The sequence below is a fragment of the Burkholderia lata genome (genome assembly GCF_000012945.1).
GTDB lineage: Bacteria > Pseudomonadota > Gammaproteobacteria > Burkholderiales > Burkholderiaceae > Burkholderia > Burkholderia lata.
Genome location: NC_007510.1, coordinates 1,896,076 through 1,919,968, shown reverse-complemented (window position 1 = coordinate 1,919,968; position 23,893 = coordinate 1,896,076). Strand labels below are relative to the sequence as shown.

General features: G+C 64.4%; 23 protein-coding genes. 10 read left to right on the top strand and 13 right to left on the bottom strand.

Features of this window, described 5'->3' with window-relative positions:
* From BCEP18194_RS14610 to BCEP18194_RS41665, 6 genes are all read right to left on the bottom strand, one after another.
* A complete protein-coding gene (locus BCEP18194_RS14610; protein ID WP_011352053.1) occupies nucleotides 1–1,686 on the bottom strand; it encodes an AMP-binding protein in 1,686 nt (561 codons plus the stop codon).
* 22 nt (nucleotides 1,687–1,708) lie between these two features.
* Nucleotides 1,709–2,572 (bottom strand): VOC family protein, encoded by an 864-nt coding sequence (locus BCEP18194_RS14605; protein WP_011352052.1) that lies wholly within the window; start codon nucleotides 2,570–2,572, stop codon nucleotides 1,709–1,711.
* A gap of 16 nt (nucleotides 2,573–2,588) precedes the next feature.
* Nucleotides 2,589–3,848 (bottom strand): hypothetical protein, encoded by a 1,260-nt coding sequence (locus BCEP18194_RS14600; RefSeq protein ID WP_011352051.1) that lies wholly within the window; start codon nucleotides 3,846–3,848, stop codon nucleotides 2,589–2,591.
* Between the two features lie 73 nt (nucleotides 3,849–3,921).
* Nucleotides 3,922–4,617 carry a TetR/AcrR family transcriptional regulator gene (locus BCEP18194_RS14595; RefSeq protein WP_011352050.1) on the bottom strand — a complete coding sequence of 232 codons (696 nt, stop codon included), beginning with the start codon at nucleotides 4,615–4,617 and terminating at the stop codon, nucleotides 3,922–3,924.
* A 137-nt stretch (nucleotides 4,618–4,754) separates the two neighbouring features.
* Entirely contained in the window at nucleotides 4,755–5,522 is a 768-nt protein-coding gene (locus BCEP18194_RS14590) for an SDR family oxidoreductase (protein WP_011352049.1), read from the bottom strand.
* A gap of 234 nt (nucleotides 5,523–5,756) precedes the next feature.
* Entirely contained in the window at nucleotides 5,757–5,981 is a 225-nt protein-coding gene (locus tag BCEP18194_RS41665) for a hypothetical protein (protein WP_167316013.1), read from the bottom strand.
* A gap of 252 nt (nucleotides 5,982–6,233) precedes the next feature.
* Here BCEP18194_RS41665 and BCEP18194_RS14580 point away from each other — a divergent pair, with 252 nt between their 5' ends.
* Nucleotides 6,234–7,376 carry a DUF4238 domain-containing protein gene (locus tag BCEP18194_RS14580; protein ID WP_041493070.1) on the top strand — a complete coding sequence of 381 codons (1,143 nt, stop codon included), beginning with the start codon at nucleotides 6,234–6,236 and terminating at the stop codon, nucleotides 7,374–7,376.
* A gap of 297 nt (nucleotides 7,377–7,673) precedes the next feature.
* Nucleotides 7,674–8,177, top strand: a complete 504-nt coding sequence (locus BCEP18194_RS14575; RefSeq protein ID WP_011352047.1) for a hypothetical protein — start codon at nucleotides 7,674–7,676, stop codon at nucleotides 8,175–8,177.
* Between the two features lie 488 nt (nucleotides 8,178–8,665).
* Here the strand turns inward: BCEP18194_RS14575 and BCEP18194_RS14570 are convergent, their stop codons facing one another.
* The gene (locus BCEP18194_RS14570) at nucleotides 8,666–9,472 is read right to left on the bottom strand and encodes a class I SAM-dependent methyltransferase (RefSeq protein WP_011352046.1); all 807 of its coding nucleotides are present in this window, start codon (nucleotides 9,470–9,472) and stop codon (nucleotides 8,666–8,668) included.
* 547 nt (nucleotides 9,473–10,019) lie between these two features.
* Nucleotides 10,020–10,544 carry a PadR family transcriptional regulator gene (locus tag BCEP18194_RS14565; protein ID WP_244272891.1) on the bottom strand — a complete coding sequence of 175 codons (525 nt, stop codon included), beginning with the start codon at nucleotides 10,542–10,544 and terminating at the stop codon, nucleotides 10,020–10,022.
* 177 nt (nucleotides 10,545–10,721) lie between these two features.
* On the opposite strand from BCEP18194_RS14565, the gene BCEP18194_RS14560 reads away from it, so the two are divergent.
* Nucleotides 10,722–11,930 carry an FAD-dependent oxidoreductase gene (locus BCEP18194_RS14560; RefSeq protein WP_011352044.1) on the top strand — a complete coding sequence of 403 codons (1,209 nt, stop codon included), beginning with the start codon at nucleotides 10,722–10,724 and terminating at the stop codon, nucleotides 11,928–11,930.
* Nucleotides 11,931–12,585: 655 nt separating this feature from the next.
* Here BCEP18194_RS14560 and BCEP18194_RS14555 read toward each other — a convergent pair.
* From BCEP18194_RS14555 to BCEP18194_RS14545, 3 genes are read right to left on the bottom strand one after another with little or no spacing between them, the layout of a single operon-like run.
* Nucleotides 12,586–14,124, bottom strand: coding sequence for a DHA2 family efflux MFS transporter permease subunit (locus tag BCEP18194_RS14555; RefSeq protein ID WP_011352043.1), 1,539 nt, complete (start codon nucleotides 14,122–14,124; stop codon nucleotides 12,586–12,588).
* Nucleotides 14,121–15,500: an HlyD family efflux transporter periplasmic adaptor subunit gene (locus tag BCEP18194_RS14550; protein ID WP_011352042.1), complete on the bottom strand. Its 1,380-nt coding sequence runs from the start codon at nucleotides 15,498–15,500 to the stop codon at nucleotides 14,121–14,123. Before BCEP18194_RS14550 ends, BCEP18194_RS14555 begins: the two co-directional genes overlap by 4 nt.
* A 9-nt stretch (nucleotides 15,501–15,509) precedes the next feature.
* Nucleotides 15,510–16,958 (bottom strand): efflux transporter outer membrane subunit, encoded by a 1,449-nt coding sequence (locus BCEP18194_RS14545; protein WP_011352041.1) that lies wholly within the window; start codon nucleotides 16,956–16,958, stop codon nucleotides 15,510–15,512.
* A gap of 154 nt (nucleotides 16,959–17,112) precedes the next feature.
* Between BCEP18194_RS14545 and BCEP18194_RS14540 the strand changes: the two genes are divergently transcribed.
* The gene (locus tag BCEP18194_RS14540) at nucleotides 17,113–17,949 is read left to right on the top strand and encodes an AraC family transcriptional regulator (protein WP_011352040.1); all 837 of its coding nucleotides are present in this window, start codon (nucleotides 17,113–17,115) and stop codon (nucleotides 17,947–17,949) included.
* Between the two features lie 701 nt (nucleotides 17,950–18,650).
* Nucleotides 18,651–19,358: an SDR family NAD(P)-dependent oxidoreductase gene (locus BCEP18194_RS14535; RefSeq protein WP_011352038.1), complete on the top strand. Its 708-nt coding sequence runs from the start codon at nucleotides 18,651–18,653 to the stop codon at nucleotides 19,356–19,358.
* Nucleotides 19,359–19,389: 31 nt separating this feature from the next.
* Here the strand turns inward: BCEP18194_RS14535 and BCEP18194_RS14530 are convergent, their stop codons facing one another.
* Nucleotides 19,390–20,355 (bottom strand): LysR family transcriptional regulator, encoded by a 966-nt coding sequence (locus tag BCEP18194_RS14530; protein ID WP_011352037.1) that lies wholly within the window; start codon nucleotides 20,353–20,355, stop codon nucleotides 19,390–19,392.
* Between the two features lie 212 nt (nucleotides 20,356–20,567).
* Here BCEP18194_RS14530 and BCEP18194_RS14525 point away from each other — a divergent pair, with 212 nt between their 5' ends.
* From BCEP18194_RS14525 to BCEP18194_RS14505, 5 genes are all read left to right on the top strand, one after another.
* Complete coding sequence (locus tag BCEP18194_RS14525; RefSeq protein WP_011352036.1) at nucleotides 20,568–21,041, top strand: RidA family protein; 474 nt, start codon at nucleotides 20,568–20,570, stop codon at nucleotides 21,039–21,041.
* Between the two features lie 264 nt (nucleotides 21,042–21,305).
* Nucleotides 21,306–21,725: an organic hydroperoxide resistance protein gene (locus tag BCEP18194_RS14520; RefSeq protein ID WP_011352035.1), complete on the top strand. Its 420-nt coding sequence runs from the start codon at nucleotides 21,306–21,308 to the stop codon at nucleotides 21,723–21,725.
* A gap of 71 nt (nucleotides 21,726–21,796) precedes the next feature.
* Entirely contained in the window at nucleotides 21,797–22,123 is a 327-nt protein-coding gene (locus tag BCEP18194_RS14515; protein WP_081436637.1) for a DUF4148 domain-containing protein, read from the top strand.
* A 61-nt stretch (nucleotides 22,124–22,184) separates the two neighbouring features.
* A complete protein-coding gene (locus tag BCEP18194_RS14510; protein ID WP_041492833.1) occupies nucleotides 22,185–22,514 on the top strand; it encodes a DUF4148 domain-containing protein in 330 nt (109 codons plus the stop codon).
* A gap of 74 nt (nucleotides 22,515–22,588) precedes the next feature.
* The gene (locus BCEP18194_RS14505; protein WP_011352032.1) at nucleotides 22,589–22,918 is read left to right on the top strand and encodes a DUF4148 domain-containing protein; all 330 of its coding nucleotides are present in this window, start codon (nucleotides 22,589–22,591) and stop codon (nucleotides 22,916–22,918) included.
* A 240-nt stretch (nucleotides 22,919–23,158) separates the two neighbouring features.
* Here the strand turns inward: BCEP18194_RS14505 and BCEP18194_RS14500 are convergent, their stop codons facing one another.
* The gene (locus BCEP18194_RS14500) at nucleotides 23,159–23,875 is read right to left on the bottom strand and encodes a class I SAM-dependent methyltransferase (protein WP_011352031.1); all 717 of its coding nucleotides are present in this window, start codon (nucleotides 23,873–23,875) and stop codon (nucleotides 23,159–23,161) included.
* Between the last annotated feature and the right edge of the window lie 18 nt (nucleotides 23,876–23,893).

Genomic DNA, 23,893 nt, shown 5'->3' with positions numbered 1-23,893 from the left:
TCATTGCTCCTGCCTGGGGGTATGGGACAACTGTTCTGTTTCAAGAATGGCGGCAATCGCGCGTCGCATGGCCGGCTTGTCGACCTTGCCGACCCGGGTCACTGGAAACTCGTCCACCACTTCGACGCGCTCCGGGCACTTGAACTTCGCGAGGCCCTGTGTGCCGAGGAAGTCGATCAGTTCCGGGATCGTCGGGGGGACGTGTCCCGGCCGCAGGATCAGGAACGCGCAGCCCTTCTCGCCATAGACCGGATCTGGCATCGCGACCAGCTTCGCGTCGAGCACCGCCGGGTGATGGCTCAGGAATGCCTCGACTTCTTCCGCGCCGATCTTTTCGCCGCCGCGATTGATGTTGTCGCGCAGGCGGCCCTCGAACGAGAAATACGTCGCGCCGTCGATCACGTGCGCCCGCATCATGTCGCCGGTACGGAAGAAACCGTCCTTCGTAAAGGCCGTCGCGTTGGCTTCCGGCGCACTGAAATAGCCGCGCAGGCTGGACGGACCGCGAAAGCAGAGTTCGCCGACCTGCCCGGTGGGAACCGGTATCTCGCTATCTGGCTCGAGCAGCACGAGTTCGTCCTGGTCGCAGCCCGAGCGGCCGTGCGTGTGATGGCGTACGTGCTCGTCGACGGTGCCGCCGGATCCGATCAGCAACCCTTCCGTGGTGCCGTACATGTTCGAGCACGGCACACCGAGATACGCTTCGAGGTTGTCGGCGCGCGTCAGGCAGAAGAACAGCTTCAGCGACGACAGATCGTGGTCGAGCACCTGCGGATTCGCCATGATCTGCGGCGCCACCGGGCCGATCGACACCGCATGCGTCGCGCGATGCTGCTCGATCAGCCGGGCCATCTGCACCACGTCGACGGACGACATCAGGATCGTGGTCTGCCCTGCCGCGATCGTCGGCACGAGCGCGTACAGGTGCGCCGCGTTGTGCAGCAATGGCAGCGACCAGATCAGCGTGGCCTGCTCGCCGCCGTTGACGTGACGCGACCACGCCAGCGAATGACCGAGGTATTCCGCATGAAAGCGCGGGATGATCTTCGGCACGCCCGTCGTGCCGCCCGACAACTGGAAGCTCAGCACGTCCTCGGATCCGATCCGCACGTCCGCCAGCACCCGCCGCGCTTCGTCGAGCGAAAGCGACGACGTCAGCTCGGACATCGACTGCGCGCCGGCCAGCGCTTCGCCGCGCGCGACGATCAGATGCCGGAAGGATGCGTGTTCGCGGCACATCGTCTGCGCAAACTCGACGAGATCGAAGCGGCCGATATCCGCCTGCACGAAGTAGGCTTCCGGCCGGGCGAGGTCGGCGAGCTTGCCGATCTCGACTTCGCGGTATTGCGGCAGCGAACAGACCGGCACGACGCCGCTCTTGTAGCAGGCGCACAACGCGAGCGCGGTATCGAGGGTCGTGCCCATCTGGAACATCGCGCGCGTGCCCGGCTTCAGCCCGAGACGCACGAGTGCCGCTGCGAGGCGATCACTCTCTTCGTCCAGCTCGCGAAACGTCAGCGTCCGGCCGTCGGCAATGAATGCGGCCTTGTCCGGAAGCCGTCGCGCCGTCTCCGCCAGTGCCTCGCCGAACGTGCGATCGATCCACGCACCGGCCTGCAGGTAACGCTGCGCGTCGGCCGGATCGCAATAGACGACACCGTCGACCGGAAAATGAATGCCCGTCATGGTTGTCTCCTCCTGTCCCGGGCTACGCGGCCACGACGCGCACGCGGTCTTTGTCGAACACGTCGATGCTGCCGCGCAAGCCGCCGGTGAAGAGCCCGTACCAGACTGCAGGCTTCATCCCGAGCGCCTTGCGGTCGAATTCGAGGGCCGTCCGGCCTTCGATCAGGAAGTAATCGGCCGACGGCTGCGACACCCGATACTCGGTGTTTTGCCGCGCGGCGGCGACCACGCTCTCGAATTCGGCCAGTGCCGGCACGAACATGCCCGGCGCATCACTCGCGATGCCGAATGCGCTGCTGAGCAGTCTGCCCTTTTCGCGCCAGACGATGTCGATCTCCCGAACACCGCCCGTTGACGGCGCCGCTGCACGTTCGGCATTGATGGCGGCCTGCAGCGTAAGCGCCGCATCCTGCTCGTCGAGCTTCTGCAGCGGACGCAGCTTCACCGTGATCTCGATGAAATAGCCGTTCGGGTCGCGGAAGTAGATCGATTCGATCACTTCATGCCGGGTCGTCGACGACACCTCGACGCCCTTCGCTTCCAGTGCCGCCTTCCAGGCCAGCAGCTCGGCCTCACTGTCGGCGAGCCACGCGGTATGCGTCGCGTCGAACACGTGATCGTCAGGCGTCGGCGGCATCGACGGGCGATCCACTGGCTGCGGCTCGCCGAGATAGTAGAAAAACGCGATCGTGCTGCCGTTGCCGCTGTCGAAGAAGAAATGCAGGAAGTCCGGGTGCGTTTCCGGGCCCCAGCCACGTGCCGAGATCGTGTGGATCAGCGGCAACCCCAGAATGTCGCGATAGAACTCGACGGTTTCGCGCAACTTCCAAGTCGGCCGGGCCGTGTGATCGACGCCTTGCAGCCGAAGCGGTGATGACGGGTTCATGCTGGAACTCCTCGTTTTACAGGAAATCTCGCTCTTTCAGCCAGTTCGCGATCAGTCGCCCTGCGACATAGCGGCCGGCCTCCTCACCCGATCCGAGCGGCCGGCCGTGATGGTCGCCGCGTACCCGCAGATGGGTTTTGTCGGCCGCGCCGATCGCCGCGAAGATGTCGCGGATCGCGTCGGGAAACGTCGTCTGGTCGCCGGTGTATTCGACGAGCAGCGCCGGCACCTCGACTGCAGGCGCGGTCAGCTCGAGCGCCGCATTCGACGCAATGCCGGACCACGTCGACAGCCACGACTCGGGCGAGCACAGTCGACCGAATCCGACTGATCCGTAGTTCGAAATAACAGGATTGGGCGACCACAACGATCCGGGCAGACGATCAGACGGATCCAGCGCCTGGTCGAGACAGCGCAGGTCGGCGTCGGTCCGCCACACCGTCAGGATCGGCGTGTGATTCGCCTCGGCCTTCTGACGCGACGTGGCTCGCCCTTCCTTTACGGCCCGCCGCGCGTCTTGCCGCACCGCGATCAGTGCCCGGGCGTGCGCGTCGAGCTGAGCGACGCGATCGTGCTGGGCCTGCCGATAGCGCGTCACGAATTCCGGGCTGTATCGGGTCTTGCCGGGTTCGCGCGAGTATCCATTGGCCGGATTGAACGCGTTCAGGCTGTCGTCGACGGAAAGCGGATCAGCCTCGTCCGTCACCGCCGGATCGATGCAGCCGAGCAGCAGACGGCCCTGGCCCGGATGCGGCGCGAGATAGATCATCGCGTCCGCCACAGGCAGCGAAGCCGTTTCGAGCTGCGTCGCCCTGCCGCCGGGCGTGCGCGCAATCCGGCTGTCGGCCGGACGCGTGGCCTGCTGGTGGTAAAGGCTGTACAACCCCGAGCCACCGGAATTACCGAGCATCACGATGCGCTCGAAACCCGATTCGCGCAGGTAGCGCATGCTGGCGGCCACATCGTGCAACGCTAGTTCGTGCTCCAGACGCAGGTCGTTGCCGACCGATCGGCTGGCCTGGGCCCAGACCGATGCCCCCGCGTTCAGCAAGGCCGGGATCATGTAGTGGAACGAGAAGTTCTCGCGCGGATGCATCAGGCACACCACCGTCTTCGACGACGCGCCGCGATACAGAATGCCCGAGGTCGCCGCACCATCCTCCGTCCGCAATGTCACGCCGAGCTGCCGGACGGACTGCGGCGCCGTTTGCGGAAACCAGTCGATCGCCAGCGCGCGAGCCTGCGTGTCGGCGAACCCTTCAGTCAGATCGTTCATCGAGCCGTCTCCTTGATTTGACACAAGTATATGTTTTTTGACGTTGATGTCAAATTCAGTGCAAAAAATTTTCCTAGCCTGCTTTCGGCGCCTTTTCGACAATCAGTTCCAGATGATCGAGATCCTCGCGCAGCAGCGCCAGCGCTTCCGACACGTCGCCGGCCCGCTTGAGCTGACGTTTGGCGGGCCGCATGACCGAGTGCACCGCGAGTTCGGCGATCTCGTCCGCGATTTCCTCCGCGCTCTTCGCGCCGTCCGGCTTGTACCAGAATGCCGGCCAGCTGCACATGCCGATCATCGTGAACGCCGCCACCTTCGCATCGACCACACGGAACACGCCAGTCTGCACACCGGCCTCGATGGCTGCCGTGAAGTTGTCCAGCACCGCGCGCTTGGCCTCTTCGTTCGCGCGGTACGCGCGTTCGGGCAGTTGCCGTTCGGTACGGTCGATCACGCGGAATTCGTTGTGATGCTTCAGGATCAGCATTGCATGCTGGTGCACCAGCGCACGCAGCCGCGCTTTCGGATCGGCGTCCGCTTCCGCCGCCACGCGACTCGACTCACGCCGCGCGCGCAGCGTGACTTCCTCGACCAGCGCGGTCAGGATCTCATCCTTGTTCTTGAAGTAGTAGTAGACCGCGGTACGCGTGACGCCGAGCGATTCCGCGATCTCCTGCATCGACGCGCCGCCGAACCCCTTCTCGATGAAGAGCTTCGCCGCCGCGTTCAGGATCTGTTCTTTTTGCGCGTCGGCATTGACCTTTGCCACAAGTGCACTCCTGTCGGGGATGGCGCATGGAGCGGCGCCATCCGTTGTCGTGTCCGCGATTGTAGCGCTGAAACTCTCGCGAACACGCCGACTGTGATCCTGTCCTGCTACGACGAGCGAAACCCCGTGCCGCACGTTCACCACACGGCGTCGCCGCGGATCATCACGTCCGCGCCACCATCGATGAAGATCGTCTGGCCGGTCATGTGCCCATTCTTTTCGCTGGACAGCCACGCCAGCAGTTCCGCAGCCGCGACCGGCTCGTACGGGCCGCCGAGCGGCATCGGCGTGCCGGCGTTGATGCGCTGCCGGGTCTCGGGATCCTCGAACAGCCGCTTGAGCAGTTCGGTCTTGACGAGCCCTGGCGCGATCGCATTCAACGGGATGTTCGAGCCGGCCCATTCCGCTTTCAGCGCATTGCGCCGGATCCAGCGCGACAACGCACGCTTCGTCGTCGCATAGACGTACGGCACCTCGGCGGCCTTCTCCAGCGCGAATGCTTCCGTGCCGTCCAGCAGCGCGTTGAGCAACTGGTCGTTGAACGGATGAACCGAAGTGATCGACGAAACGGCCACCGCGCGCGGCGCATTCGAACGCAGCAGCAAGGGCCGCAATCCCTCGAGCGTGGCAATCGCGCCGTAGTAGTTGATCGCGACCGTCGCCGGCCCGGCGAGGTCGACCCCGGCAACGGCCAGCACGGCATCGATGGTGCCGCCGCTGAGTTTCGTCACCTGTTCGACCAGCGCCGTGCGCCCTTCGGGCGTGGCGAGATCCGCGATCACGTCCGCGTCGCGAATGTCGGCTCCGATGACACGGTGACCGTGGGACTCGAGCAACTGCTTTGTTTCCCGACCGATACCCGAAGCGGAACCGGTGATGACGTAGAGCCTGGATTCGTGCGACATCGAAATACTCCTGCGTGGAAGGTAATCAAAGTTCAGCCGGGCGGATGCCCTTGCAGGGCCGTGCATTACGCAGGATCGAATCTAGTTTCTTGAGCTGTCTGGAACAACCGGGGTAGCGATCCGTTCAGAACGGACAATCTGTCGGGGGTCGCACTTCAGTTGTTCCGTGCCAGCCTCATGCTTAACGAAACCAGTTCAAGCGAAACTGTCGCGACTTCGGCTCTTGATCGACGGTCAGGAAATCAGTTCAAGATGCTTTGCGCCATTCAGAACGGCGTCGACAGCCAAGCGCCGATCGAAGGTCGCCTGCTTGCCCTTGTGTGCGCGAGCTAGCGCCAGCAGATCCGTATCGATCAGCTGCGAATGACAGCAAGCCAGTGGCATCGACGTGCTTTTCGTCCACGTCAGGCCAGAAAGTGTGCCCGGCGTGCAACCGCAGTTGCGCTCGCGCAGCCTCATGGTCTGGTCGGCCCAACCCAATTTGCCACGACTCAGACTCGGACTATGTGGTTCGAATTCATGCAGGATCTCCCAGCGGCTGCTAATCTGCGTTGGGTGCCTCGCGACTATCTTGGAAACGATCAGTGGTTTGCAGCGCCCCTCTGGGCGTGCCCGCTCGATCCCAATCGCTGCGCTACTGCCGCTCAGAATGTGCCCCAGATCGATCTGAGCTATCTCGGCCCTACCACACGTGGTAGGCCTGATGCGGAGATGACATTGAAACCCACATACTTCGGTGCATCCGGCAATGTGCCCGTAGATGACGATGTGCGGCCGTTTAGCACACTCAATCCCACACGCAGCGACATTAATCGCAACAACCGTCGACATCACTTCATCTCGGTCGTCTATATGAACGGCTTCGCGGATGATCGAGGCCGAGTCCAGGTCTACCGCTGCGAGGCACCGGAAGACCCGCATCCGATGAACCCGCGGGCGATCGGGTTCGAGAGAGACTATTATTCGCAGCCGCTGCCGGATGGCGGCCGGGAGAACCACCGCTTCGAGGATTTGTGGAACACGATCGAGACCGTTTGGCCTGAAACGGTCCAAGCCCTTGCAGCCCGCCGGCTGTCACCCGCCATTTCCTTCAACGTCCTAGGTATGGCAGCGATCATGCGCGCCCGCGTTCCGGCGACCCGCGATCGTCACGCTTTGAGGCTTGAAACCAAGTTGCGCACCGAGCACAAGGTGGCTGAAGAGATCGGCGTTCTTCCCCCTGAGCTAAAGTGCTACGCTGGACAGTTCGATACTGTACCGATCGGCATCAATCCACACGAGACGCTGCTGGCGATGGAAGCTGAGTTCAAGGACTTTGGCGATCTTTGCTTTCAGCTCGGTTTCGAGGTGCTGCACAACAAGACCAGCGTGCCATTCCTCACCTCAGACAATCCGGTCTGTAGTTATGATCCTCGCCAAGCGTTCCTTGCAAGAAGCCCTTATGACCATGCGGGTGAGGTCGAGCTGATCTTTCCAGTTTCCGCACGCATGCTTATTCGCGGCTCCAGCAAGCTTGCGCCAGCGAACATGATCTCACGTCACCGTACCATCGCTGACACTCAGAAAGTCCGGCAACTCAATCGGACCGTCGCGCAGTTTTCCTATCGCATGACAATCGGCAAGGATCGGTCAAGCGACGACATGATACGACTCCATGCAACGCTCGTACCCACTATCACCGCGGAAGTACGTAGACATGAGAAGAAGATTTTGATTATCTGTCGGAATGTTTTCGGCCCTATGCCAATGCTGTCGCAATATATCGATACACCTGAGAAAGCCGCACGCCTCGAGGCCAGTATGGCAGCCGCTTCACAGACCGGGCTCTGGACTGTAGGCGCGGCGCCTGATTAGGCCGAGGGGGATAGCGGCTCATGGCTACTTCTTCTATGATCGAGCGGCAAATAAATACAATTACGTTGACGAGAATAAACCAGCCACTGCGTTTCTCTTCAAGTTGATAGCATAACTACAGTTTAGTGGAACGGTACCGATGATAGATGTAGAGGCCTACGGTCAGTGGCTGACGAAATAGCAAGGCGTCGACCTGCCCCATCTAGGCGGGTGTCGATAGCACTTGCTCGATGCCCCTGTTACTAAATGGCTCTGGTTCCGCGGCGGAAGCTACTTCTCTCCCGAAAGGAGCATCAAATGTCGTATTGCCCCTTCCTTCAGACGATGTACGATGAAACGCGACCAGTAGGCAACCTCGGTCGAGGAACTCACTACTCTGTCCTTCGCGCGCCGGTGTGGCACGACGAGCTTTTGAATCGACTTGACCGATGTGCCTTCCTCGACTTAGCGGTCATCTGGGATGAAGATCACGACGACCGTGTGATCGACGCAATCATGATGTTCTACGTTGCTGGCCTGCTCTCCCCGATCCGGTACGTTGGGGAAAGGAAAGGCGCTCTCTCAGTGATTCTTGCACCCGACACCGGCCGAGATTGGGAGCCGGAAAGGCTGGATCAGTATCGCGATGAGATCGACAACATCTGCCAATGTCTAGAGGATCCGTGTTCAGTGCACCTCGACAACGTTGACGGCAAACGGCACTCGATCATCCATGACTCCCCAGAAAAGGTTGCCATATATCTAAAGAATATCGACGTGCTGTGGCAACTAGGCGTGAACCCCAAAACCCGGGTCGCGTAGGTCAAACGCAACACTGACACTGGTTGGGACGCCAGATGTGACACCTTCCTGTTGCGTTGGTCCGCACCCAGCAGCGCAACAAATAACCTTGATTTGAACGCGCAACGGGAAACAGCCTAAAAAGTGGATATTCTGTGGATAACTCGGCCGCCTTCCGGTTGAAATACAACAAAACCAGGAAAACCAACCCGACGCAACACCCAGCCATAGGTACCAAGATTCAAACGTTTGTGTTGTAGCAGCCATATCCTAATGTCGTGTTCTGGCTATTTACAGATGTCGTGTTTTTGACTGCTGGCATGCTGGATGGCTCGTTGAGCAAGCACGGGAGCCGACCATGCAGCCAGCCGGATTGGTGACACTGACGATGCGCGAGCTGGACCGATTCAAGGTCATTCAGGACGTCGCCGATGGCAAGCGCGCCTGCAGCGCGTGTCTTGCAAACGCGCGGACGAACGCTATCGCAACACCCGCGCTCGATCTTCGCATTACATATGCGTCACGCGCCGCAGCACGAAGTAGAGATTCGACGAGATGCGGTTCACGTACGGAATGGACTCGAACGTCCGGTTCATTCGCGCGCAGAGATTCGCGGCTGTGTCGAGCAGCTTCGAGCCGTTCACGCCTTTCGCGAAGGTCGGAAAGACCTGATGGTAGCCGCATGCCTCGACGACGAATCCCGAACGGAGAAAAATGTTCTTCGCGTATTCCAGCCGATACAGCCGATTGTGGCCGTTGTAGTTCTTCATGGCCCGCGACATGTTTTCCGTGAGCGACGTATGGTTCGGCAGGAACGTGACGATGAAGATCCCGTCCGGTTTCAGCACGCGCCAGATCTGTTCGATACTGTGCTGCTCGAACGCGACGTGCTCGAGGACGCCGCTGCCGAGCACGACGTCGAAGAAGCCGTCCTGATACGGCAGCACGTATTCGTGCTCGAGCACCCGGAAGTCGAGGTTCGCGAAGCCGTGGAATTCCTGGAAATCGTCGCCGGCGATGTCGCAGCCGTGAATATCGAGATCGGGATAAAGCACGCGCAGCATGCACGAATCCGGCGCATGCCGGCAGCCCCAGTCGAGCACTTTTGCGCCATCTGAGATATACGACGCATAAAGTTCCAGTGTGCGCGCATGCCGGTCGAGTGTCGCATCGTTCCCGATGGCCGACCTGATGTAGGCGCTGTATATGCCATTGGGATTGCGCTGGACATAAGCGCGGCACAGATCGGCGTAGGTTTCCTTTGCATGGCGGATACGCGAGCGGTCGAGCGGTTTCGTGTCGATCGGTTTATGCATGTAGGCTCTCCTGTCTTGTTGATGACGGTTGTATTGCCATAGCGCGATCCGGCCATGCGTTGGGACGGTGCTGTCCGGTGGCGCCGTGCATTGTTGCTGCGTGAAGGGACTCATTTGTTAGCAACGGTAACCGGAGTTCGAACGGAGGACTGCGGGCCAGACCACAAAGTGGCGATGCGGTCGGTTGCCGCGGGCAGGCGCGCGAACGAGGGGGACAGTACCCCGGCCGCGGGCCGCCGGCGGGCCAAAACGTCGACGGCCCGCAAAAGCTGGAGAAACAAACGTGAGCGCCCTGCCCGTTCAGGCGCCGACCTTCGACGCTGCGTAATGGTCAAGACGAGGAAAAAGGCGCAGCAAAACCAACCTTAAAACCGGACATTTCTAAATGGCTGGAAAGTGGACATCTGAATCCGGCGATGGCTGAAACGGAATCCGTCCGATGCTGGATGCGTGACGCATCGATCGATTTCATCAAATCGATCAACTGATTTGAGGATGGACATCGCCGGAACAGCCGCAGAAAGTCGGCCGCAAACCCCAGGACGAATTATTCGAATTGCGCCGCGAGTTCGCGCAGATATTTCTCGTTCCAGGTCATCGCGCCCGACTCGAGCTCCGAGATCAACCCGTCCAGCCATTGGATCTCGGCTTTCAGCAGCACCTGCTTGTACTCGTCGTCCAGCATGACGAGCCGCGGCAACCCCTTGTCCTGCCACGTCGTGAAGGTCGACACCGACTCGGTCAATTGCAGTTTCAGCGTTTCGCTGCGCTGCTGAAGCTGCGCGCGTGCGACCCCGGGTGTCAGCGCCATGATCGTCGCGAGCGCAGCCGGGAACTCGTTGAACTCGCGTCGCGGCTCGCCGAGCATCGCTTCCAGCCACGCGTAGAACGTCTTCTTGCCCTGCGGCGTGATCTCGTAGACCACCCGCTCGGGACGCCCTTCTCCTTGCGCCGTCTCGCGAACGCGGATGAGTTCGGCCGTCTTCAGCTGTGAAAGGGTCTGGTAGACGCTGTTGCGTTGCGCGACGTTGACCACGTTGTCTTTGCCGCGCTGCCGAATGAGTTCGTGCATGCGGTATGCGTGCGACGGGGCTTCCAGCACAAAGCCGAGAATCACCATCGCGAGCGGAGAAGGTTGTCTCGAACGGGGTTTCAATTGCGGGTCCTGGTATCGATGAGCGGCACGGCTTGCCTCCTTAGTCATACTTTGACTATACTGTAGTCATAATATGATTATGAGGTGGTCGAAATGGCGAAGGTGCAGCATGCTTTGATTGCCGGCGGCGGCATCGCGGGCCCCGTTGTCGCGCTGGCGCTGGCCAGGGCCGGTATCCGCTCGACCATCTACGAGTCGTACGCCGCACCCGCGGACGGCATCGGGGCGAGCCTGATGGTTTCGCCCAACGGGCTCGAAGCACTGAAGATCGTCGGCGTGGATGGCGCACTTCGTGCGGTGAGCCAGCCGATTGCCCATATGGCAATGGCGGATGGCCGAGGCAAGGTGCTGACCCGGTTCGACGGTCTGGAAGGGATGCAGTCGAGCCGCGTCGTGTATCGCTCCGATCTGTACCGGGTGTTGCGCGATGCCGTGGTGGACGCGAACATTCCGGTCGTGCACGGCAAGCGGCTCGTGGGCGCGAGCGAGACGGCCGACGGTGTCCGTGTGTCGTTCGAAGATGGCAGCCATGCGAACGGCGACATCCTGATCGGCGCTGACGGTATCCGCTCCACGGTGCGTGGCCTGATCGATCCCGGCGCGCCGGCGCCGCACTACGCGGGAACCCTGGGTTTTGGTGCGCTGGTGCCGCTCGATACGCTGCGCATTCCCGTCGACACGATGACCTTCGTGTTCGGCAAGCATGCATTTCTTGGCTACTGGGCGGATCCGGATCGCGGTATCTGCTGGTTCGGCAATCTGCCTTATGCGATGCCTGCGTCGATGGAGGCCGTACGCGAGATTCCGTCGGCGCAGTGGCTCGCGCAACTGCGCGAGCTATACGGGGATGACTATCCCGCGCATACGCTGTTGCGAAATACCGACCCCGATCAGCTGTTTGCGCCCATTGCCAGCGAGATGATGCCGCCTGTTCCGCGCTGGCATAGCGAGCGCATGGTGCTGGTTGGCGACGCCGTACATGCGCCGTCGTCGAGTTCCGGCCAGGGTGCGTCGCTGGCCATTGAAAGTGCGGTTCAGCTCGCGCGTTGTCTGCGCGATATTCCGGCGCCCTCTCTGGCATTCGCGCGCTACGAGCAGTTGCGTCGCGCGCGTGTCGAAGCGATCGCGGCGGCTGCGGCAAGGACCAACACCCGAAAAGCAATGGGACCGTTGGGCAAGGCGCTGATGCACGTCATCATGCCTGTCGCGCTGAAGACGGTTTTCAATCCGGCGAAGCGGCTGGCTTCCGACCACGGTTACCGGATCGACTGGGATGCCGGCGCACTTCCCGCGTCTCGTTGATCGCTGGAGCGGGATCGTCCCAAGGTTGTGGATCGCGATCAAACTGCGGAGAAACTGCCCTGTCACGATCTGGAAACCGGGCGTCGAATTGAATCGGGTCGAGTTGACGAACGTCTGCGTGTGGCGTTGCGCTTACGTTCCCGATACCCGATCACGAATCATGCCCGCGAACGATCCGCGGGCTTGGAGGACAGGCTTCTCAGCATGTCTGCAAACATGCTCGCCGCGCGGGTTCGCCCTGTCCTGTTCGACCAAAGCAAGCCCAGGTCACGTGACAGTTCGGGGTCCGTCACGCGCAACAGATGGACGTGTTCGAATCGGGCACCGGCGCTGCGAGTATCGAAAGCGTTGCATTCCTCTTTGCGCCGCCGACCGTTGCGGAAGGGTTTGCGTCGGTTACCCGGATCCAGGGCGACTGATGCAGAACATCCAGCGCGAGCGACAGAATCGTCACGAACGCTGTTTCCGGCTCCGGTGACCGTGAACCCAAGCAACCGCGGCGCGACCGAACACATCGCGCGAGGTCCGCAATCCATTCACCTGCCCCCGCCGTACCCCTACCCGGCAACTACCACGACTGCCGGCACCGCCCCGGCCCGTGCCCTCGTCTGCTTGACGGCATCACCGGCGCGTCGTCCGAGGCCGCGCAGCTTCGTCACCGCTTCGCGGCGGCACCGGGGCCGAACGGCGGACGGGCGAGCCAGACCGCCGCGATCACCGCGAGATACACGCAGCCGAGCGCGAACGAAACGTCGTTGAATGAGATCTGGTACGCCTGTGCGTCGACCAGGTTGCTCAGCAGCGTGGCCGCGCGTTGCGGATCGCCACCGCCAAGCCGCGCGACTTCGGCCCGCACGGCCGGATCGAACCCGCTCACGTGCTCGCTGAGCTGCGCGTGATGCAGGATCGCGCGCCGGTCCCACAGGAACGACGTGATCGACACCGCGAAGCTCGCGCCGAGCGTGCGCAGGAACGTCGACAGGCCGGAGCCGGCGGCGATCTCGTCCGGCTTCAGGTCGGACAGCAGGATGCTGTTGATCGGCATGATGAACAGCGCGAGGCCGAGGCCCTGCAGCAGCTGGATCAGTGCGATGTGCGTGAAGTCGATGTCGGGCACGAAGCCCGCGCGCAGGAACGACGACGTGCCGAGGATCGCGAACGCGCAGCACACGAGCATCCGCATGTTGAAGCGCGGCGCGTACTTGCCCATGAACGGCGTCATCAGCACCGGGATCACGCCCATCGGCGCGACGGCGAGCCCTGCCCAGAATGCCGTGTAGCCGAGCGTGCGCTGCAGCCATTGCGGCACGATCACGTTGACCGCGAAGAACGCCGAATACGCGAGCACGAGCGTCAGCGTGCCGACCGCGAAGTTGCGATGCGCGAAGAGCCGCAGGTTCACGATCGGATTCGGCTCGTTGAGCTCCCAGATCAGGAACAGCGCGATGCCGAACGCGGCGACCACCGACATCACGACGATGAACGTCGAGTTGAACCAGTCGGCTTCATTGCCCTTGTCGAGCACGATCTGCAGCGCGCCGACGCCGACGATCAACGCGGCGAGGCCGATATAGTCGACACGCGCGGCAACCGTCGTCTCGACGCGCGCACGCATCTGCGCGAACACGCACATCGCGGCGAACACGCCGATCGGCAGGTTAATCAGGAACGCCCAGCGCCACGAGTAGTGCTCGGTGACCCAGCCGCCGAACACGGGCCCCGTGATCGGCGCGACGACGGTGACCATCGCGATCATCGACAGCGCGAAGCCGCGCCGCTGCGGCGGGTAGATCGACAGCATCAGCGCTTGCGTGGTCGGGATCATCGGCCCGGCCACCAGGCCCTGCAGCGCGCGGAACGCAATGAGCTGCGGCAGGTTCTGCGCGAAGCCGCACAGCAGCGATGCGAACGTGAACGCAAGCGTCGCCCACACGAACAGCCGCACCTGTCCGACGCGCTTGACGAGAAACCCGGTCAGCGGCAGCGCGATCGCATTGCTGACCGAGAACGTCGTGACGACCCACGCGCTCTGCGTCGTGCTCACGCCGAAGTTGCCGGCGATCGTCGGCAGCGACACGTTCGCGACGGTGCCGTCCAGCACCTGCATGAAGACCGCGAGCGCGAGGCCGAAGGTCGTCAGCCCGACGCTCGACGGACGAAAGCCGCTGTCGGCGGCCGCCATCGGGCCGCTCATCGCACGGCCTCCGCACGCACCGCCGCCGGCAGGTTCGCATGGATGACGTCGGCGATCAGGCTGTCGGCATGCGCGAGCTCGTCGCGGTACACGTCGGTGTGGAATATCGGCGCGCGCTGCTCGCGATGCGACAGCATCGCCCCGCTGCGGTCGTGCTGGTCGACGCGCGCGTGCATCGACAGGCCGATGCGCAGCGGATGCGCGTCGAGCTGCGCCGGGTCGGTCAGTTCGATGCGGACCGGCAGCCGCTGCACGATCTTGATCCAGTTGCCGGTCGCGTTCTGCGCGGGCAGCAGCGAGAACGCGCTGCCGGTGCCGACGCCCAGGCTCTGCACGCGGCCGGTGTAGCGCACCGCGTCACCGTACAGGTCGGCGGTCAGTTCGACCGGCTGCCCGATGCGCATGTGCTCGAGCTGCTTCTCGGTGAAATTCGCGTCGACCCACAGCTCGCGCAGCGGCACGACCGCAAGCAGCGGCACGCCCGGCGACACGCGCTGCCCGACCTGCACCGTACGCTTCGCGACATAGCCGGTGACGGGCGTGACAACCTGGGTGCGGGCATGCGCGAGATAGGCGGCCCGCAGTCGTTCGGCCGCGGCCTGCACGTCCGGGTGTGACGCGACAGCGGTGTCGTCGATCAGCGCCTTGCTCGTCTGGTGCTGCTCGCTCAACGTTGCCAGCGCGCTCTGCGCGGCCGCGTAAGCGCTTTGCGCGGACGTCAGCGTGTCGCGTGCATGCGCGAGTTCCTCGCGCGAAATCGCGCCGGAGCGGCCGAGATCCTCGCGGCGGCTGTAGTCGGCCTTCGCCTTGTCGAGCGCGGTGCGGCGCGTATCGAGTTCGGCGCGTGCGCCGTCGATGCTGTTCGCCAGCCCGCGTTCGTTGCTGTACAGGCCGCGCACCTTGCGCACCGTTGCCGCGAGATCGGCCTGCGCGGTTGCGAGCGCGATCTGCGCGTCGCTCGGGTCGAGACTGACGAGCGGCGTGCCGGCGCGTACGAGGTTGCCGTCGTCCGCGTCGATCGACACGACGGTGCCCGTCACTTGCGGCGTCAGCTCGACGACGTTGCCTTGCGCGTACGCATTGTCGGTGGATTCGTACCAGCGCCCGACGATCACGTACCAGATGCCCCAGCCGATGATGCCGAGCGCGAACACGGCGACGAGCGCGCGCACCAGATGCTTGCGCCGAGCGGGCGGTGGCGGCGGCGTCGCGGGTGCGCCGCCGCCCGGTGCCGGTTGCGTGCGGGCATCAGGCCCGCCCGGCCCGCCTGGCGCGCGCGGCGCCGCGGTGTGATCGGCCGCCGGTTGCTGGCGGGCGCTGGCAGGATCGGCGGCGGCCGGTCGCGCGGGAGTCTGCAGGGAGTTGTCGCTGCTCATGGTTCGATGTCAAGGACGTTGGGAAGGCGTGGCGGCAAGCGCGGCGTCGTCCGGCTCGGCGCGGAAGCCGCCACCGAGCGCGGCGACGAGCTGCAGCGACTGGTCCGCGCGCTGCGCGCGCAGCGCGGCAACCTCGCGGCTCGCGACCAGCAGTTGCTGGCGCACGACGAGCGCATCGAGGTAGCTGCCGACGCCGGCCCGGTAGCGCGCGTCCGCGAGCCGCCACGCATCGGTGGCGGAGTCGAACGCACGCTGCTGGGCATCCGTCTGCACGGCGAGCGAATGCAGCCGGTGCAGATCGTCGGCCACCTCGCCGATCGCACCGATCAGCGTCTTGTTGTAGCCGGCGACCGCGAGGTCGTATTGCGCGTCGCGCCTGCGCAGCACGCCGCGCCGTTCGCCGCCGTCGAAGATCGGCAGGCTCACGGCCGGGCTGGCGTTATAGGTGCGCGACGCGGCCTGGAACAGCGAGGCGCCGCCACGCGTCGCGAGCCCGATCAGCGCGGTGAGACTGACGTTCGGCAGGAAATCCGCACGAGCGGCCGCGACGTTGCGGCTGGCCGCTTCGACGCGCCAGCGCGCGGCGACGAGGTCGGCGCGCCGGCCGAGCAGCGCGGCCGGCAGGTCGGCCGGCACCGCGAGCGCGGCGGCCGGCAGCGGCGCGGGCCGCACCAGTGCGAGGCCGCGATCGGGGCCGGCGCCGAGCAGGATCGCGAGCGCGATGCGCGCGCTGTCGACCGCCTGCGCGGTGCGGGCCTGCTCGCGCGTCGCGGCCGCGACTTCGCTTTCCGCCTGACGCTGCTGCGCGACGTTGTCGATGCCTTTCGTGACGCGCTGGCGCGTGAGTGTGAGCGCTTCGTCGGCGCGCTCGTATTCGGCCCGCGCGAGGTCCTGCTGATCGAATGCGTATGCGAGATTCACGTAGGCGCGCGCAACGTTGACCGACAGCAGCACGCGGGCGGCCTGCGCGTCGACTTGCGCGGCGCGCGCTTCGCCGAGCGCGGCTTCCCATGCGGCGCGGCGGCTGCCCCACAGATCGAGATCCCAGCTCAGGCCGAGAGTGATCTCGCGCGTGTGGCTGAAGAAGCCGCCGCCCTCGCCTGACGAAAACTGGGTGCCGGACAGCCGCTCGGCCTTCGCGCTCCCGCGGCCGACGAGGTGCGGCAGCCGCGCGGCCTGTGCCTCGATCACCAGCGCCTGCGCTTCGCGTGCACGCGCATCGGCGGTCGCGAGATCGGGGTTGCCGGCGAGCGCCTCGTCGATAAGCGCACTCAGTTGCGTATCGTTCAGCGCGCGCCACCAGTCGGCAGCCGGCCAGTCGGCGGCCGGCACCTGCGCGAGGCTGCGCGATGCGGCAAGCGTATCGGCGCCGCGCAATGTGCCGGCCGGCGTGAGCCCGTCGCGGCTCGCGCACGCGCCGAGCATGACGAGCGCCGCGGCAACGGCGATTCGCGACATGACGCGCAGCGCGCCGGCATCGCATGTCCAGGGAGCAAGTGCAGCATGCATCGCATTCCTCTGCTTCGTATCGGTTTGAACACGACACGCATTGTTGGATGCCCCCGGACAAAGCTGATAATGTTGTTTAGTCAAAAAATAATGAATTCCGGCCATGCCCATCCGAGACGTTTCTCCACCCCGCACCGCGAAGCGCGCCGACTCCGATCCGAGCGAGCGTGAGGACGGCCCGTCGCTGATCGCCGTCTGGGGCGAAGACGACGGCAGCAACACTTACCGGCTCGGTACCCGCGAGGTCGACTGGCACAGCCATCTGCGCGGGCAGGTGTTCTGCGTGGAAAGCGGTTTCGCGCACGTGCGCACGCCGCATGGTTCGTGGCTGCTGCCGCCGCATCGCGCGGGCTGGATTCCGCCGGGCGAGCAGCACAAGGTCAGCATCAGCGGTGCGTTGAGCGGCTGGAGCGTCGTGATCGCACCGGCCGCGAGCCGGCGAATGCCGGACCAGCCTTGCGTGATTGCGATTACCGAGCTGATGCGCGCGCTCGTGCGGCGCGCGGTGTCGTGGGCCGACCAGGACCGGCTCGACATCGAGCAGGCGCGCATCAGCATCGTGCTGCTGGACGAGATGCGCCGCGCGCCGCACGAGCCGCTGCACCTGCCGATGCCGCGCGACCGGCGCCTGCTGCGCATCGCCAACGCAATCCTCGGGCAGCCGCACGACAGCCGCACGCTCGAGGCGTGGGCCGAATGGGCCGGGTTGTCCGCCCGCACGCTGAGCCGGCTGTTCGTCGCGGAAACCGGCACGAGCTTCGCGCAATGGCGCCAGCAGGCGCGCCTGACGCATGCGCTCGAACGGCTCGCGAGCGGCGACAGCGTCGCGAACATCGCGGACGCGCTGGGCTATGCGACGCCAAGCAACTTCATCGCGATGTTCCGCCGCGCATTCGGCGACTCGCCCGCGCATTACTTCGCGAAGCGCAAGCAGCCGTAGCGCAGTGCGCGCGCGACGGCCGATGTGTTGACGGTGCTGCTGGCGCGGATCAATGCGCCGGATTGAGGACGCGCATGGCGCGTGTTCCCTTCCCTGCCGTCGAATCGATGGCGAAAAACATGAAGGCTGCCCGGAAGCCGGATATCAGACGCGTTTTCGAAACGGCGAGTTTGGATTTTCAATCGTGCTATTGTGATAAGAAAAGTTATCCAGATAGGATCATTGTTTGATCCAACTACGTGTTCCGCAACAGACAATTCGGCTCATCAAGCCGCACGAAAATCGGTCGTTTTCGGCGAGATCGCGCCACGCTTGAACATTCGCGCAGCACATCGAGGCGCTTGAGGGCGACGTCGAGCGCCGATTGGCCGATTGGTCGATCGGCAGCGCAGCGGCGGCGCATCGCAGTTCAGCCGCGAATATCGCGGGCATTTCGGCTGACATGCCAGTGAAGAGGCCTCGTGCAGCCGGACCATGTCGTCGCCGCGACCCCTGGCCGTTGACCGTCTGGTCCGGGCCGCCACATCCCGACGTTTCACCCTGACCACGGCCACCCCTCCCCGCATTTGTTCCCGTGACGCAAGACTGTTGCTCCACGGTGGGTGTTCGAGATCGTGACCGGCGCGCCTACAGTTCGCCCATCGGATTCACGGATCCGGTCGGCACTGAAGCCGAAAACCCTTCACCTATCGAGGCAAATCATGAGCGCATCCAAAGTCATCATCGTCACCGGCGCATCGCAAGGCATCGGCGCGGCAACCGTCGACGCATTCCGGGCCCGCGGCCATCGCGTCGTCGCCACGTCACGTTCGATCGGGCCGTCGAACGATCCCGATCTCGTCACCGTCGCGGGCGACATCGGCGACGCGGCCGTCGCACGGCGCGTGGTCGACGCCGCCATCGAACGCTTCGGCCGCGTCGACACGCTCGTCAACAACGCGGGTGTGTTCATCGCGAAGCCGTTCACGCAGTACACCGCGGACGACTATGCGCAGATCACGAGCGTCAACCTGAATGGCTTCTTCCACGTCACGCAACATGCGATCGCCGCGATGCAGAAGCACGGTAGCGGCCACGTGGTCAGCATCACGACGAGCCTGATCGATCACGCGAACAGCAACGTGCCGTCGGTGCTCGCGTCGTTGACGAAAGGCGGATTGAATGCGGCGACGAAGTCGCTCGCGATCGAGTATGCGAAGGCCGGCATTCGCGTGAATGCCGTGTCGCCCGGGATCATCAAGTCGCCGATGCATGCGCCCGAAACGCACGCGACGCTCGCATCGCTGCATCCGGTCGGCCGCATGGGCGAGATGAGCGACATCGTCGACGCGATCCTGTACCTGGACTCGGCGCCGTTCGTCACGGGCGAGATCCTGCATGTCGACGGCGGCCAGAGCGCCGGGCATTGAGTCGCGGCGTCGAAACCGCGCGCCGGCGCGTCTAGCGCGATGCGCCGGCCCGTTTGGTGCGTGTGCCGGTCGCGGGCCTGGCTGGCGCGCGTGCCAGATGCTCGATGAGGAAGTCGACGAACACGCGCACGCGCGACGACAGAAAGCGCGCATGCGGATACAGCAGCATGAACGGCCGCGACCGGCCGCCGAGGCCGGGCAGCACTTCCACGAGCGTGCCGGCCCGCAGATCCTGCTCGACGATGAAACGGTAGGCCTGGAACAGGCCCGCACCGCTGCGCGCGAGCGTCACGCCGGCAAGGTAGTCGCCCGACGTACCGTAGCTGCCGGTCGTCGCGACGTCGATTTCCTCTGAGCCATCGCTGAACAGCCACGGAATCTGCCGCCCGCTGCTCGGCAGTTCGAACTGGATGCATTCGTGCGCATGCAGATCGTCGATGACGGTCGGCGTGCCCGCACGCTTCAGGTAGCCGGGCGTCGCGACGATCACGAGTTCGGCATCTTCCAGCGTGCGCGCGACCAGGTTCGAATCGGCCGGCGCGCGTCCCCGGATCGCGAGATCGTAGCCTTCCTCGGCGAAGTCGATGTTGCGATTGCTCAGGTGGGTTTCGACGCGCACGTCCGGGTACCGCTCGCGAAACGCCGGAAGCAGCGGCAGCACGCGATAGTGTCCGTACGGCGTCGGCATGCTGATCCGCAGCAAGCCGGCGGGCGTGGCCTGCTGGCCGGTCGCCTCGCGTTCGGCGTCGACGAGTTGCGACAGCGCGTCGCGGCATTGCTCGAAATAGCGGCGGCCGGAATCGGTCAGGCGGATCTGGCGTGTCGTGCGCACGAACAGCCGCACGCCGAGACGCTCCTCGAGCCGCGCGACCGACCGGCTGACCGCAGCCGGCGTGACGCTCGCCGCGTTGGCCGCCAGCGTGAAGCTGCCGAGTTCGGCGGCGAGGCAGAACAGCTCGATGCTGCCGAGCAGCAGATCGTCGAATTGTCGTTGCATGGGGCGATTCCTGCCGTCTCCGGCGCGTGCGCGCGATGACGCCGAGTGTGCATGAATCTCGCACGGGAAACCAGCGCGCGTGCATGGCGTGATTCGTTACACCGCGTCGTGAATCAATTGCTCGGCTGACATTTACCGGCTTCGGCCGCATGACTAGAGTGACTCACAGGCAGCACCGTTCGCCCGATTCCTTTTCCTGCAAGGAGCACGACATGACCGTCGAACACGTAGAACAGAAACTGGCCGACCTCGGCCTCGCTCTACCCGAACCACCGAACCCGCTCGGCAGCTATACGGCCGTCAGCGAAGCCGGCAACCTGCTGTTCGTCTCGGGACAACTGCCGCTCGTCGACGGCAAGGTTGCCTATACCGGCCGCGTCGGCGAGCAGTTGAGCGTCGACGAAGGCAAGCATGCCGCCCGGCTCGCGGCGCTGAACGTGCTCGCACAGATCCGCCGGCACCTGGGCGGGTTCGGGCGCCTGCGCAAGATCGTGCGCGTCGAGGGGCACGTGAGTTCGGCCGACGGCTTTTTCGGGCAACCGGCCGTGATCGACGGCGCGTCGGACCTGTTCGCGGCCGTGCTGGGCGACAAGGCCGGACACGCTCGCTCGGCATTCTCGCAGCGCCAGTTGCCGGCCGATGCGGCCGTGATCCTCGTCGTGATCGCCGAGATCGACCCGGCCTGACCGATCGGCCGCCCTGCGGGGCGGCCAGCCCTCCCGCAGGTGTTTTCACCTGCCCCCCCCGGATTCGCTGCTCGTCGATTATCGGGGATCGATCACAGGAAAGCCTTGCCCAGAAAGGCCGTACACGTTCCAGATACATTGAAATACAAAACATCGCATGCGATTTAATCGAATACGCTTGACTCAAGCGGTCGCCTCGACGAAACTCCATCGCATGCGATCGAATCGCATCTGAAACAAACCAGCCAACTGACGGAGCAAATGATGAGCAAGATCGAAAAAGTGCTGTACACGGGCAAGACGCATACGACTTCCGGCGGCCGCGACGGCGCGGCGCGCAGTTCCGACGGCCGCCTCGACATCCAGTTGTCGTCGCCGGGCAGTGCCGGCACCGGCACCAATCCGGAACAACTGTTCGCGGCAGGCTGGTCGGCCTGCTTCATCGGCGCAATGCAGCTTGCGGCGCGTGCGGCGAAGGTAACGCTGCCGGCCGATCTCGCGGTCGACGCCGAAGTGGATCTCGGTACCGCCGGCAACGCCTACTTCCTGCAGGCCCGGCTGAACGTGAGCGTGCCGGGGCTCGACCGCGACGTCGCACAGCGCATCGTCGATGCCGCACACCAGACCTGCCCGTACTCGAAGGCGACGCGCGGCAACATCGACGTCGACATCCGTATCGCTTGAACGATGCATCAGGCGGCCGAGCGCCGCCTTGCCGAATGCCCGATTTCTATTCTTTCTTCTCGAGGTGAATGATGAAAACCCAATTGATCGCCGCCCTTCTCGTCGCTGTTTCGGCCACTGTCGCCGCACCGGCCTTCGCGAGCGAATCCACCGTGACGCGTGCGCAGGTGCGCGCCGAACTCGCGCAGTTGCAACAGGCCGGCTACCCGCTGAATCGCGCGACCGACGCCACCTATCCGGATGATCTCCAGGCGGCACTCACGCAGATCCATGTAACTGATGCGGTCGCCAGCGACGAGCAGGCGTCCGGCTACGGCAGCAACGGCGAGGCGACGACGCAATCGGGCCGCCGGCATGCGGTCAGCGTGGCCGACCGTTCGGTGTATTTCGGTCATTGAGCCCGGCGCATCGTCGATACGCGAACCCTGAATCCCTTCTATCCCCCATCTGTCGAGGTAAATGATGAAAACCCAATTGATCGCCGCCCTTCTCGTAGCCGTTTCCGCATCCGCTGCCGCACCGGCGTTCGCCGATGCAACCGTCGTGTCGCGTGCGCAGGTGCGTGCCGAGCTCGTCCAGCTCGAACAGGCCGGCTATCGGCCGGGCCGCGCGAACGATCCGCACTATCCGGACGACCTGCAGGCCGCGCTGACGCGCATTCACGCGAACGACACCGCAGTGGCCGATGCAGTGACATCCGGTTACGGCAGCGATGCCGTCGCCGCGACGCAGTCGGGCAGCCGGCCCGCGACGCGGATCGCCGAACGCTCGATCTACTTCGGTCATTGAACGAAACCGCAATCGGCGCCGGTGGCCGGCGCACGGTGCGCAACCGCTGAATCCCCATTTTCTTGTCGAGGTGAATGATGAAGACCCAACTGATCGCTGCCCTTCTCGTTGCCGTGTCGGCTGCCGTTGCCGCGCCCGCGTTTGCTGGAGAAGGCTCCGTGACGCGCTCGCAAGTGCGTGCGGAACTGGCCGCGCTGCAGAAGGCCGGCTACCTGCCGAACCGGCCCAACGACCCGAACTATCCGGACAATCTCCAGGCTGCGCTGCGCCGGGTTCACGACACCGATGCGGTGGCCGTCGAGTCGCAGGTGTCCGGTTACGGCAGCGACGCCGGCGGTGCGACGCAGTCGGGCGGCCGCAGCGCGGTTCGCTCGGCCGAGCGGTCGATCTACTTCGGTCATTGAGCATGGCGCGTTGGAGTCGTCGCGCCAATCCGGGCAGTTCGATACGACGTGTGAGAAACGGGAGCGCGCGAGCACGGCGCGCTCCTCGTCGGCCGTCGATGGAGAGTGATGTTGCACGTCGACATGCAACACGTGCCTACCGCGCAGCGCCAATGCTGCTGCCGGCTTTCGCGACCCGTGATTGTCGAAGAAGGAACCGCAGCCGTTGCCGGCCGAACAGCACCCCATACTCGAGCGCGTTCACGATGACGGACTTCCTTCCATCGATGGCCCCACGCCGTTTGAATTGAGTGACGGCGCGGTATCGAGTCCTCGCAAAATCGTTGCCTCCGCAACCGCATCGAGCAACGGCCGCGCACCGGGCCACTGATGGCCGGCCGCATCGATCCGGCGTTCGAAGCGATACACGATCGCGGGCGGGAAGTTCATCCACGCGACGCCCACCCGGACGGCGCGAATGCGCATGGCCTCCAGGTAGCGCGCCGGAATCGGGCAGCGCGGCACATAGGTGAACTGGTAGAACGCACCATCGGCAGCCAGGTGGCGCGCGAACGCGCAGTGAACGATCGCGACGGCCTGTTCGACCGGCATCGCGACGAGCGGCAATCCGCTCACGACAGCATCCGCACGTGCCCCACCGAAGAAGTCGCCCGTCATGCCAAGGTGCACCGCATCCATCTGCATGATCCGCAGCGCGGGAAACTGATGCCGCAGCGTGTTCGCGAATGCGGGATCGGCTTCCACCAGCACCAGCCGGTCACTCGCGACGCCGCGCGCGAGCAGTGCCCGCGTGAACACGCCGGTGCCTGCACCGAGCTCGATGACGGTGGCGCCGTCGCGCGGGATATCGGCGGTGATCAGCGCGGCGAGCGCCGGGCCGGATGGCGCGAGCGCGCCGACGCGGCGCGGATTGCGCAACCAGGTACGCAGGAACAGCATCCAGTCAGGGATTCGCATCGACGGGCTCCAGTCGGG